The organism is Actinosynnema sp. NPDC037264 (genome assembly GCF_055603705.1).
This window is the reverse complement of record NZ_JBVJVK010000067.1, coordinates 17,216-28,616: the sequence shown is the minus strand read 5'-3', so window position 1 is coordinate 28,616 and position 11,401 is coordinate 17,216. Positions and strand designations below refer to the sequence as shown.

Genomic DNA, 11,401 nt, shown 5'->3' with positions numbered 1-11,401 from the left:
TCTTCCCGCACCTTGCGCTCTTGCTTGGTCCTGTGTTAGTCCTTTTTCCCCCCCCCCCCCCCCCCCCCCCCCCCCCCCCCCCGCGATCACCGCCGGGCGACGTCGGCGCGCGCCACCCGCTGCCGCACGGGTGCGTCCGCCGACATGACCGCAAGGCCCGCCGTGATCAGGACCAGGTTCTTGACCACGAACTCGCCGGTCATGGTCAACAGCAGCGGGTTGCCCGTCTGGAACGCGACGGACGGCTGCAGGACGAGCGTGGAGAACGTGCCCGCCAGGTGGAGCACGACCAGCAGCGCCACCCAGCGCAACCGGAAGCCCACCACCAGGGCGATGCCGAGCACCACTTCCACCACTCCGAGCGCGAACACGAAGACGCCCGGGTCGAGCCACGGAACGGTCCGCGCGACCAGGTCGGCCACCGGGGTCGTGCCGGTCACCTTGAGGGCGCCGAACCACACGAACACCACTCCGAGCGAGCCCCGCAGCAACGGGATGCTCAACGTCCGCAGGGCGTGCGCGGGCGCATCCAGACGGGACGGGAACTCCGTCATCCACATCACTTCCTTCGCGTGCGGGACCACGTCCGACCCGCCCGCGAAGGAAGGCCCGTTCCGCGGTCCACACTGACCGGAACAGTTCTGGGAGCGCTCCCAGAACTGTAACGGTAAGGAAACGCGCTGTGAAGGCCTGATTCCACGCCGTCCCAGATGGCGGCTAGTCGTACCACTCGATCGGGTCAGGGAACGCGCCCGCGGGCAGCGGGTCGCCGAAGAACGGGCCCGTGCCCGCGACCACGCCCGCCGCACGCCACCAGTCGGCCTGCTCGCGCGTCTCCAGCCCGTCGACCAGCACCCGGATGCCCGCACGTCGGGCCACCGACACCAGCTCGGCCAGGTAGTCCGCCTCGCCGCGGGACTGCCGCTCGACCAGCCGCCGCGCCACCCGCACCGACCCGATCGGCAGCTCCGCGGCCACCGCCAGGTCGTCCGGCCCGAGGCCGAAGTCGTCCAGCGACGTGCCGACGCCCAGCTCGGCCAGCACGGTCAGGTTGTCCACCGCCTCGGTCTCCGCCAGCACCGCGACCGGCATCCCGATCACCAGCCGCGAGCCGGGCAACCCCGTGTCGTCCAGCACCCGGCGCACCCGGCGGACCAGGTCGCCGTCACGCGACTGGTTCCTGGTCAGGCCGACGTGCAGCGCCGCGGTGAACCCGCCGCCCTGGCCCCACCACCGCACCTGCCCGCACGCGGTGGCCAGCTGCCACTCGCCCAACGGCAGGACCAGACCCGTCCGCTCGGCCAGCGCGGCGCACTCCGCGTTGTCGAGCGAGTCGTCGCCGCGGTCCCAGTGCAGCGTCGCCGCCACGCCGACCAACGCGCGACCGGCCAGCTCCACCACCGGCCGGTACCGCACGCCGACCTCGCCGTGCTCCCAGGCGCCGGGCATGGCGACCGCGAGCGCGTCGGCCCGCCGCTCGACCGCGTCCTGCCCGTCGTCGAACAGCGCCCACTGGCCGCGACCACCCGACTTCGCCCGCCGCAGCGCCTGCTCGGCGGCCCGCATCACGTCCGCGGGCTCCCAGTCCGGCGGCGGTCTGCGCACCACGCCGACGCTGACCGACACGGCCAGCCCGCGGTCGTCGAAGTACACCGGCTCGGCCAGCTCGCGGTTGATCTCGGCCACCGTGCTGGAGACGTCCGGCGTGGTGGCGGCGTTCTCGACCAGGATGGCGAACTCGTCGTCGGCGAGCCGGGCGATCATCGCCTTCTCCCGCGCCAGCACGGCTTTCAGCCGCTGCGACACGTGCACGAGCAGCCGTTCGCCGGTGGGCCGGCCGAGGCTGTTGCACACCATGCCGAACGCGTCGACGTCCAGGTGGAAGAGGCTGATCCCGCGCACCGGGTCGGCCCGGCGCAGCGCGCTCTCCAGGTGGGTGGTGAAGTACTGCCGGTTCGGCAGCCCGGTCGACACGTCGTGCAGCGCCTGCCGGTTCAGCTCCGACTGGAGCAGCATCAGCTCCGTGCCGTCCTCGATCACGGCGACGAAGTGCACGGGCTGGTCGTCCGCGCCGCGCAGCAGCGACACCGTCAGCGAGATCCGAGCGACGTCGCCGTCCTTGCGCAGCAACCGCTGCGGCTGCCGGACCCGTTCCTGCCGGTCCTCGAGCAGCGCCAGCATCGCCTCGCCGAGGACCCGGACCGAGTCCGGGTGCACGAGGTCGAGCAGGGCGAAGCCGGTCAGCTCCTCGGTCGTGTAGCCGAGGATGTCACCGATCGCCGCGTTGGCCCGCACGATCCGCCCGGCCGGGTCGACCACCAGGATCCCGCTGGCCGACGACGTGACGACCTCCTCGAACCGCGCCTCGCTCTCCTTGAGGTGCCACTGCGCGTCGCGGACCGCCTTGAGCAGCGACAGCTGCATGGACTCCTGCTGCTCGAACACCGCGCGCCTGCTCGCCGCCAGGAAACCGGCCGACAACGCGCCGAGCACGGCCACGATCGGCTGGGCGAAGCGTTCCACGGGTTGGAACTCCGAGAGCCCCAGCAGCCCTTTCCCGAGCACGTCGAGGGTCACGCGCAAGCCGTCCTCGGTGACGTACCCGAGCGCGACGAGCTGTTCGCCGATCCGCTCGGCCGGCCGCGGCGACGGCGACCCGGGAGTGGCCTCGGCGTGCACCGCCGCGCACAGGTCGTCCAGGCGGTCCCGCATTTCGCGGTCGAGTTCGTTCCTGTCCAGCGCGACCACCACGGCTCCGCTGAGCAGGTACGACCACTTCCGCGCGAGGAGTTCCCGGCCACGTTCGGGTGGTGACGTGGCTCCTTGTCTCTGACTGGGGATCGACATTCCCGTTGCCCTGTTGTGATATCGAGGATTCGCGGCAGTTTACCCACCCCCCGCCGGCCAACACTCAACCGGAAGTGTGAACCGCGAACACCCACGGTGACTTCCTCCGGGCAATTCACCTCTTTTGGCTCATACCTTTCGGCCGACCCCCGCGTAGACCAGCATGTTCATGTCGGGCTCGGTGGCGATGTCACCAGGTCCACCGGGCCGCCATTCACCGCAACCGACCAGACCCGGTTCGACCAGTTCGAATCCGTCGAACATCTCCTCGATCTCGGCGCGGGAACGCAAGTTCACCTGATCGGGGCTGTTGCTCCGCTTGATCGCATCGGTCGCGTCGGCCAGGTTCTCGCCCTGGTTGTCGCCGGTGGCGTGGGTGACCGCGAGGTAGCTGCCGGGCGCGAGCGCGTCGCGGTAGCGGGCGACCAGCGCGCGGGGGTCGGCGGAGTCCGGCACCCAGTGCAGCATCAGCAGCATGAGCACGCCGATCGGCTGGTCGAAGTCGAGCAGCCGGGCGGCCGCGTCGCTGCCCAGGATCGCGTCGGGCTCGCGCATGTCGGCCTGCACGACGGCCGCGTCGTCGTTGCCGACCAGCATCAGGTCGCTGTGCGCGACGGCGACCAGGTCCCGGTCGACGTAGACGACGCGGCAGCCGGGCGCCGCCGCCTGGGCGACCTCGTGCACGTTGCCGACGGTCGGGATGCCGGAGCCGATGTCGAGGAACTGCCGCACGCCCTGCTCCACCATGAACCGCACGACGCGGCCGAGGAACGCCCGGTTGACGCGCGCGGCGTTGCGCAGGCCCGGCATGGTCGACTCGATCCGCTCGCCGAGCGCCCGGTCGACGGCGAAGTTGTGCCCGCCGCCGAGCATGTAGTCGTAGGTCCGGGCCACGCTGGGCACGGAGATGTCCACGCCGGGTGGAATCCATTCGCGCTGCGCCATGATTGCGGGCACCTCTTCGCATCTCGGGGATGGTTCGGGGATCGGTGCGGGATGGGTTCGGGGATCGGTTCGGGATGGTTCGGGATCGGCGAGAGTACTGGGTGGGCGGAACCAGTAGTCGTCCCCCCGTCGGTGCGACACCAACCCACCCGAACGGGCGCTATCACCTTCCACCGAACGGGTCCTATCGTGGGCCGTCGCTTTCGGCGGCCGGAGAGGAGCTGACATGGGTGTCCCGACGGCTCCCGGTCGGCTGCCATTCCTCGGCCACTCCCTGGCGATGCTGCGCGGACGACACGAGTTCACCGCATCACTGCGCGATCACGGCGAAGTGGTGAAGGTGGACCTCGGTCCGATGACGACGTATTTCGTGACCACTCCTCAACTTGTGCACCAAGTGCTGGTCACGGACGGTTCGCGGTTCCGCAAAGGCGCGATGTTCGACAAGTTCCGCCCTTACGTGGGCAATGGTCTGGTGCTTTCCGACGGCGCGTTCCACCTGCGGCAGCGGCGGATGGTGCAGCCCGCGTTCCACCGGGACCGGATCGACCGGTACGCGGGGACGATGGTGCGCGCCGCGACCGCGTTGACCAGGTCGTGGACGCCTGGCGAGGTGCGGGTGGTCGAGGACGACATGCAGGCGCTGGCGGTCACCGTCGTCGGCGAGGCCCTGTTCTCCACCGAGCTCGGGCAGCGGGTGATCGCCGAGGTGCGGCGGTCGGTGTTCGTGGTGATCAAGCAGGGCATGGTGCGCGCGCTGTCGCCGTCGTTCGTGGAGAAGCTGCCGCTGCCGGGCAACCGCGAGTTCGACCGGGCCATCGCGCGGATGCGCGCGATCGTGCTGGAGGTCATCGCGAGCAGGCGGGCCGAGGGCGTGGCCGACCACGGCGACCTGCTGTCGATGCTGTTGCTGGCGCAGGACGAGTCCGGCGACGGCATGACCGACCAGCAGACCTACGACGAGGTGCTGACCCTGCTCACCGCGGGCATCGAGACCACCGCGCTGGCGCTGGCGTGGGCGTTCCACGAGGTGGCGCGACACCCGGAGGTGGAGGAGCGGCTGGTCGCGGAGCTCGACGAGGTGCTCGGCGGGCGGCCGGTGACCTTCGCCGACGTGCCTCGGCTGACGTACGCGGCGGCGGTGGTGAACGAGGTGCTGCGGCGGTACCCGCTGTGGATCCTGATGCGGCGGGCCGTCGAGCCGGTCTCGCTCGGCGGGGTGGAGTTACCGGTGGGCGCCGAGGTCATCGTGAGCCCGCACGCCCTGCACCACGACCCGACGTCCTTCCCCGACCCGCACCGGTTCGACCCCGACCGGTGGTTGTCCCCGTCCGTCCCGGTGCCGCGCGGCGCCTACATCCCGTTCGCGGCGGGCGCGCGGCAGTGCCTGGGCAACGTGTTCGCGCAGACCGAGATCGTGATCACCCTCGCCACCGTGCTGTCGAGGTGGCGGCTCGTGCCGGTGCCCGGCAAGGCCGTGCGCACCAAGTTCACGTCGACCGCCTATCCCAGCGGACTGCTGATGACGGCGGTACCCCGTTGAGCGCGAGGTCGTGGCGTGGGGTGGGGCGGCGTGTGGCGGTACGGGTTGTGCGGTGCGGCGGGTGGGAGCGCGGGTTGGGGCGGCGCAGGTTGTGACAGTGGTTTCGGACCCAGGAGGTTGTCGAGTCGTGCGTTGGTCGCGATTGCGGTTGTCCGCGGTTGTCTTGCTCGCCGTGTCGGCCGGTCTGCTGCCGGCAGCTCCTGCGGGCGCTGTGTCGAGTCCGGCGTCCGGGGCGCAGGTCGTGTGCGAGGACTTGCGGGTGCCGGTGGCGGTGCTCGGCACGCCGCATTCCGTGCACGGCAGGCTGTGCACGCCGGCGGGCGCGTCCACCGTCCAGGTGTTGATCCCCGGCGGCACGTACAACAGCTCGTACTGGGACATCTCGTACTCGCCGGACACCCGGTCGTACCGGCAGGCGATGAACCGGGCCGGTATCGCGACGCTGGCCGTGGACCGGCTCGGCACCGGGCGCAGCTCGCGGCCGTTGAGCGCGTTGGTGACGGCGTCGACCCAGGCGCACGCCGTGCACCAGGTGGTGCGGGCCGTCCGGCCGCGGTTCGAGAAGGTGGTCGTCGGCGGCCACTCGATCGGTGCGGCGATGGCGTTGATCGAGGCGGGGACGTACGGCGACGTGGACGGCGTGCTGGTCACCGGTTTCACGCACCGGATGAACCTCATCACCGTGGTCCCGGCGTTGGCGGGCATGATCCCGGCGGTGCTGGACCCGCAGCTGCGGCGGTCCGGGCTGGACGTGGGCTACCTGACGACCGCGCCCGGCACGCGTTACGGGTCGTTCCACTCGCCCGGCGCGCGGGTGGACGACGCGATCGGGTTCGACGAGGCCACCAAGGACGTGTTCGCGGCGTCGGAGGCGGTGGACACGATCACGTTGAACAACGTGGTCGTGCCGTTCACGCGGCTGATCGACGTGCCGGTGATGGTCGTGGTCGGCGCGGGCGACACCCACTTCTGCGGCCGACCGCTGGGCAGCGACTGCGGGTCGGCGGAGGCCCTGCGCGCCTCGGAGTCCCCGTTCTTCTCCCCCGCCGCCCGCCTGCGCGCCCACGTGCTGCCCGACTACGGCCACTCCATCAACTACGCGCCCAACGCCCCCGCCTACCACCAAGCCGTCCTGGCCTGGACCACCACGCTCTGAGCCGGGTGGCCAACGCTCGGAGCACCCGTGGTGAACGCGCAGGACGCGGGTCAGGTCGGGATCGGCATCAGGCGGTAAGAGGTCGCGGTGGTGGTGGGGACCTCGTGGTAGACGGTGGCTACGCGGGTGGTGCAGGTGCTGTCGGCGAACAGTTGTAGCGCGGTGCCGTCGCCGAAGCCGCGGGCGGCGGAGCGGGCCGTGGTGAAGCCCAGGTCGGTGACGGGGTGGCAGCCGTAGGACAGGGGCACGATGGCGCGGGCGCCGGTGAACGAGGCGCCGGAGAAGACGCAGTAGCCGGATTCCTGGCAGTGCGGGCTCACGTCGGAGGCAGTGGCTGCGGTGGCGGAGGCGGTGGCTGCGGAGGCGGAGAGCAGGAGCGCGCTTAAGAGCGTGAAGAGTGTCATGGGTCCCCCTTGGATCGCGTGTATCCAAAGCCAACCCAAGGTGGACGGCGGTGGCAATCGGCCGAATGGAACCGCCCGCGTGCGCGCCGGGCACGTGGCAGCGCACGCGGGCGGGGTCGGTGGGCCCGCTCAGCTCGCCCGGATGTCGTCCAGGTAGAAGGTGCCGGTCACGACCGGGTTGCCGTCGACCTGGTTGACGAAGATGTTGAACTGGGACAGGTTCTTCAGGTCCTCCGGCGTGATCCGCCGGTGCGCGTTGCCCGTGTCCCACGGCGCCGGGCGCCAGTCCGCGAACGGGATCGTCACGATCCCGGCCGACGTGCCGGACATCGACGGGTACGCCTCGTAGGCCACCCCGCCGGCGTTCAGCTGCAGCACCAGCTTGTGGTTCGACCCGTCGGGCCGCAGCCAGAACGACAACCCGGTGTAGGTCGACCAGTCACCCGAGATCCGCTTGCCGACGCCGGTGTAGGTCTGGAAGCCGAAGTCGTAGTCGAACTTCAGCGCCTTGCCGCCGTTCTCGGCCGCCAGCGAGATGCGGTTCGTCCCGTACGGGCTGTACTCCGCGCCCAACGCCGTGTCGTCGACGTGTCCCTCGAAGTCGTCGACGACACCGGGCGCGAGCGGCGGCTTCGCGCCGAGGATCAGGCGGTTCGTCGCGGACAACGTGCCACGCGGCGTCAACGCGGTCACCTTGAGCCGGGTGACCTTGTTGGTCAGGTTCTCCGCGCCGATGTCCCAGGTGCCGGTGTAGTACCCGGTGCCCCGGTCCAGCGTGAGCAGGTGCTTGGTCGGGTCGTCGCCGACGGTGTAGTAGACGAGCGCGGGCTTGGCGTCGAGCAGTCGCACGCGAACGGTGGTGGTCGGCGTCGTGATCCGCTCACCGTCCGGCGGCGACACGACGTGCAGGAACGGCTTGTGCGCCTCGGCCTTCACCTTGCGCCCGTAGACGTCGGAGAGGTCGAGCGCGGAGCTGAACACGGCGTACGGGTCGGCGTGCAGCCGCTTGAGGTCGGGCAGCAGTTCGTGCTCGGGCTCGGTGGCGGTCGCCGGGTACGGCAGGAAGAACTGCTCGGTGCCGAAGTTCACCCAGGTCAGCATGAACGCGCTGCGACCGGCCCACGGGTCGGCCTTGATGGCGTTGAACATCGTGGTGAACCAGTTCAGGTTCCCGTTCTGCCCGTTGGGCTTCAGCGCGCCGCTGATGCCGTACTCGGTGAACGCCGAGACCTTGTCCTTGGCCTGGGCGATGCGCGCGATCATGCCGAGGTCGGCGACGACGCCGTCCAGGAACTGCTGCGACCCGTTGCTGCCGTCGTAGCTGTCGATGCCGAACACGTCGATGTAGTTGTCGCCCGGGTAAGTGCGCAGGTAGACGTCGTCCACGCCGCCGAAGCCGCCGCCGGGCGAGTAGGCGTACAGGAAGTTGTGCACGTCCTTGACGTCGCGCAGGTACTCGACGGTGTAGCGGAACAGCTCGACGTACTTCGCCGGTGACGCGTGCGCCGCGCCCCACCAGAACCACGAACCGCTGTTCTCGTGGAACGGCCGGTAGATCATCGGGATCGGGTTGCCGTCACGGTCGTCGACCTCGTGCGCGAGGCGGGCGACCCGGTCGAGGTAGGCGTTGAACTGCGCGTGGTGGTCGCCGCCGGGCAGGATGCGGGTGACGACGTCGCCGTTGGTGTCGTAGAAGCTGCCGCCGGTGACGAAGTTGTCCATGTGGGACGCGAGGGTGTGCACGCCGCCGATCTCGTTGTGCGCGGTCTCGATCAGCTTGACGGTGGCCTGGAAGTTCTCCTCCGGGGCCGGGTCGCCGGGCGACGAGCCGTGGCCGAGGTGGCCGGTGTCCCAGCCGAACAGCGCCGGGTGGTCGCCGACGCCGGCCTTGACGTCGGACTTCAGCCCGTCTGTCTCGGTGAACTCGTCCCAGGTGACGCCGAACTCGGTCGTCTGCTGGTGGCCGAACAGCACGCCCCTGCCCTGCTGGTCGCGCAGGTACGAGAAGAGGGACCGGGTTTCGGGGGTGGCGTGGGGGTCGGAGATCCGGACCGACTGCGGCTTGGGGTGCCGTTGGGCGGTGTCGGCCGGGGCGGCGGTGGAGATCGCGCCGGAGCTCAGGAGGGCGGCGGCGAGGGTGGTGGTGATGGCGGTGGTGGTGGTGAGGGCGGCGGTGGTCACCTGTCTGGCGGCGGAGCGTTTCCTCATGGCGGACCCTCTCGGCGTTGAGCGGTGTGAGGTGTGAGGTTGGGTGCGGGGTGCGGGGTGCGGGGTGCGGGGTGCGGCTCGATTAAGCGGTTAAGCGGCCGGTGAGAAGGCACCCTAGCGCGGTAAGTTTCGTAAGTGAAGAAACTTGCGGCGGTTACTTGTCGCCGAGGGATTCCAGCAGGTGCTTCAGGGTGTCGGCGAGAGCGGTTCGCTCTGCGGGCGACAGCGCGCTGAGCAGGCGGTTCTCCGTGGCGAGGTGGTCGGGCAGGGTGCGGTCGATCAGGTCGCGACCGGCGTCGGTGAGGGCGACGACCACGCCTCGGCCGTCGTGCTCGTTGGGGGTTCGGACGACCAGTCCGCGGGCTTCGAGGCGGTCGAGCCGTTGCGTCACGGCGCCGGAGGTGACCATCGAGGCGCGCATCAGCTCGGTCGGGGTCAGCCGGTGCGGCGGCGCGCTGCGGCGCAGGGTGGCGAGCACGTCGAACGACGCCCGGTCCAGGTCGTGCGCGGCGAAGGTCTTGCCCAGCTCGCCGTCCACCAGCCGGGCGAGGCGGCTGAGCCTGCCGATCACCGCCATCGGCGAGACGTCGAGGTCGGGGCGCTGCGCGTGCCACTGACCGAGGACGAGGTCGACGTGGTCTGCCATCGAACTAGCTTAGCGGTGAGGTAAGTCACCGTGGAGATACCTTAGCGGTGAGTTAGTTTGTCTTAGTGCTAAGCAAATGGGTGACCGCGCTCGCCCCCGCCGTGTGGGGCACGACCTACTACGTCACCACGGAGTACCTGCCACCGGACCGGCCACTGCTGGCGGGGCTGTTGCGGGCGTTGCCGGCCGGGTTGCTGCTGGTGGCGGTCACGCGACAGCTGCCGAAGGGTGACTGGTGGTGGCGCTCGCTGGTGCTGGGCACGCTGAACATCGGCGTGTTCCTGCCGTTGCTGTTCCTGGCGGCGTACCGGTTGCCGGGCGGGGTGGCGGCGACGGTCGGAGCCGTGCAGCCGCTGGTGGTGGCCGGGTTGGCGGTGGTGCTGCTCGGGCAGCGGATGACGGCGCGGGTGGCGCTGGCCGGGGTGGCGGGCGTCGTGGGCGTGGCGCTGCTGGTGCTGCGGGCCGATGCGCGGCTGGACTGGGTCGGCGTGGCGGCGGCGCTGGGTGGCGCGGTCGTGATGGCGGCCGGGGTGGTGCTGAGCAAGCGGTGGACGACGCCCGCGCCGTTGTTGGCGGTGACCGGGTGGCAGCTGGTGGCCGGCGGTGTCGTGCTGCTGCCGGTGACGCTCCTGGTCGAAGGGCCGCCACCCGCGTTGACGGCGGCGAACGTCGGCGGCTTCGTGTACTTGGGCGTGATCGGCGGGGCGCTGTCGTACGCCCTGTGGTTCCGCGGGATCCGGGTGCTGGCGGCGACGCAGGTGACGTTCCTCGGGCTGCTCAGCCCGGTTGTCGCGACGGCGGTGGGGTGGCTCGTGTTGAGCCAGGACCTGACGGCGTTGCAGGTGGTCGGCGCGGTGGTGGTGCTCGGGGCGTTGGTGACGGCTCAGCTGAAGAAGGGGGAAAGTCGTGTGGATGACCGTGTTCGGAGCGTTCGGTAGCGTCGGGAGGAAGGTGGTCGAGGAGGCGCGGCGGCGGGGCCACGAGGTCACGGCCGTCAGCCGTCGGCCCGGTCCGGGCAGTGAGGTCGGCGACGCGAACGTGCTCGCGGACGTGGTGCGCCTCAGCAAGGGCCGGGATGTGGTGATCGGCGCTACTCGGCCGGCTGACGGGGAGGAAGGTCAGCTGGTCGAGGCCACGCGGACGTTGCTCGCCGGTGCGGCGGAGACCGGGGCGCGGTTGGTGGTGGTCGGTGGCGCGGGCAGCCTCGTGACGCCGGCTGGGCACACGGTGCTGGAGGCGCCGGGCTTCCCGGTGGAGCTCGGGCCGATCGCGAGGGCGGGCGCCGAGCAGCTGGCGGTGTGCCGGGCCGATCGTGAGGCGGACTGGACGTACCTGAGCCCGCCGGTGTTGTTGGAGCCCGGTCAGCGGACCGGTGTGTTCCGGGTCGGTCGGGATGAGCAGGTCGGTGAGGTGATCTCGATCGAGGATCTGGCGGTGGCGTTGGTGGACGAGGTCGAGATGCCTCGGCACCGGCGGGCTCGGTTCACGGTGGGGTATTAGGTGAGAGATGAAAAGAGTCCTCGCCGGACGGGCAGATCAGCAGGATGACGGCCGGTGGGTGGGGATGTGCCGGGTCCGTTGTTGGTCGGGTTTCGTGTCATCCCACCGACCTCCCTACGGGCTACCACACGTATCAAGGGGGCGACATCAGT

At 70.5% G+C, this 11,401-nt stretch carries 10 protein-coding genes; 4 read left to right on the top strand and 6 right to left on the bottom strand.

Translation table 11 applies throughout. The features are described 5' to 3' along the window. Window positions 1-86: 86 nt before the first annotated feature. The 3 genes from ACZ7GX_RS39155 to ACZ7GX_RS39145 all read right to left on the bottom strand — a co-directional run bounded on the left by ACZ7GX_RS39155 (window position 87) and on the right by ACZ7GX_RS39145 (window position 3,792). On the bottom strand, window positions 87-554 hold the full coding sequence (locus ACZ7GX_RS39155) for a DUF417 family protein (protein WP_498784708.1): 468 nt from the start codon (window positions 552-554) through the stop codon (window positions 87-89). 163 nt (window positions 555-717) lie between these two features. Next, the gene (locus ACZ7GX_RS39150; RefSeq protein WP_498784706.1) at window positions 718-2,748 is read right to left on the bottom strand and encodes a putative bifunctional diguanylate cyclase/phosphodiesterase; all 2,031 of its coding nucleotides are present in this window, start codon (window positions 2,746-2,748) and stop codon (window positions 718-720) included. A 228-nt stretch (window positions 2,749-2,976) separates the two neighbouring features. Continuing rightward, on the bottom strand, window positions 2,977-3,792 hold the full coding sequence (locus ACZ7GX_RS39145) for an SAM-dependent methyltransferase (RefSeq protein ID WP_498784704.1): 816 nt from the start codon (window positions 3,790-3,792) through the stop codon (window positions 2,977-2,979). A 226-nt stretch (window positions 3,793-4,018) separates the two neighbouring features. Between ACZ7GX_RS39145 and ACZ7GX_RS39140 the strand changes: the two genes are divergently transcribed. Both ACZ7GX_RS39140 and ACZ7GX_RS39135 read left to right on the top strand, forming a co-directional pair. Further along, window positions 4,019-5,335 (top strand): cytochrome P450, encoded by a 1,317-nt coding sequence (locus ACZ7GX_RS39140; RefSeq protein ID WP_498784702.1) that lies wholly within the window; start codon window positions 4,019-4,021, stop codon window positions 5,333-5,335. A gap of 241 nt (window positions 5,336-5,576) precedes the next feature. After that, window positions 5,577-6,491 (top strand): alpha/beta fold hydrolase, encoded by a 915-nt coding sequence (locus ACZ7GX_RS39135; protein ID WP_498784700.1) that lies wholly within the window; start codon window positions 5,577-5,579, stop codon window positions 6,489-6,491. A gap of 50 nt (window positions 6,492-6,541) precedes the next feature. On the opposite strand, the gene ACZ7GX_RS39130 is transcribed toward ACZ7GX_RS39135, so the two are convergent. The 3 genes from ACZ7GX_RS39130 to ACZ7GX_RS39120 form a co-directional block, all read right to left on the bottom strand. After that, window positions 6,542-6,895, bottom strand: a complete 354-nt coding sequence (locus tag ACZ7GX_RS39130; RefSeq protein ID WP_498784698.1) for a hypothetical protein — start codon at window positions 6,893-6,895, stop codon at window positions 6,542-6,544. A 129-nt stretch (window positions 6,896-7,024) separates the two neighbouring features. Then, window positions 7,025-9,103 (bottom strand): glycosyl hydrolase, encoded by a 2,079-nt coding sequence (locus ACZ7GX_RS39125; RefSeq protein ID WP_498784696.1) that lies wholly within the window; start codon window positions 9,101-9,103, stop codon window positions 7,025-7,027. 154 nt (window positions 9,104-9,257) lie between these two features. Further along, window positions 9,258-9,749: a MarR family winged helix-turn-helix transcriptional regulator gene (locus ACZ7GX_RS39120; protein WP_498784694.1), complete on the bottom strand. Its 492-nt coding sequence runs from the start codon at window positions 9,747-9,749 to the stop codon at window positions 9,258-9,260. 80 nt (window positions 9,750-9,829) lie between these two features. On the opposite strand from ACZ7GX_RS39120, the gene ACZ7GX_RS39115 reads away from it, so the two are divergent. Together ACZ7GX_RS39115 and ACZ7GX_RS39110 are read left to right on the top strand one after the other, a co-directional pair. Beyond that, window positions 9,830-10,687, top strand: coding sequence for an EamA family transporter (locus ACZ7GX_RS39115; RefSeq protein WP_498784692.1), 858 nt, complete (start codon window positions 9,830-9,832; stop codon window positions 10,685-10,687). Next, window positions 10,662-11,249 (top strand): NAD(P)-dependent oxidoreductase, encoded by a 588-nt coding sequence (locus ACZ7GX_RS39110; RefSeq protein ID WP_498784690.1) that lies wholly within the window; start codon window positions 10,662-10,664, stop codon window positions 11,247-11,249. The genes ACZ7GX_RS39115 and ACZ7GX_RS39110 overlap by 26 nt, the downstream gene beginning before the upstream one ends. Window positions 11,250-11,401 lie beyond the last annotated feature (152 nt).

Bases quoted from the DNA above. Each gene is read 5' to 3' on its own strand.
- ACZ7GX_RS39155 (WP_498784708.1), bottom strand. From the start codon at position 554: ATGACGGAGTTCCCGTCCCGTCTGGATGCGCCCGCGCACGCCCTGCGG.
- ACZ7GX_RS39145 (WP_498784704.1), bottom strand. From the start codon at position 3,792: ATGGCGCAGCGCGAATGGATTCCACCCGGCGTGGACATCTCCGTGCCC.
- ACZ7GX_RS39140 (WP_498784702.1), top strand. From the start codon at position 4,019: ATGGGTGTCCCGACGGCTCCCGGTCGGCTGCCATTCCTCGGCCACTCC.
- ACZ7GX_RS39130 (WP_498784698.1), bottom strand. From the start codon at position 6,895: ATGACACTCTTCACGCTCTTAAGCGCGCTCCTGCTCTCCGCCTCCGCA.
- ACZ7GX_RS39125 (WP_498784696.1), bottom strand. From the start codon at position 9,103: ATGAGGAAACGCTCCGCCGCCAGACAGGTGACCACCGCCGCCCTCACC.
- ACZ7GX_RS39120 (WP_498784694.1), bottom strand. From the start codon at position 9,749: ATGGCAGACCACGTCGACCTCGTCCTCGGTCAGTGGCACGCGCAGCGC.
- ACZ7GX_RS39110 (WP_498784690.1), top strand. From the start codon at position 10,662: ATGACCGTGTTCGGAGCGTTCGGTAGCGTCGGGAGGAAGGTGGTCGAG.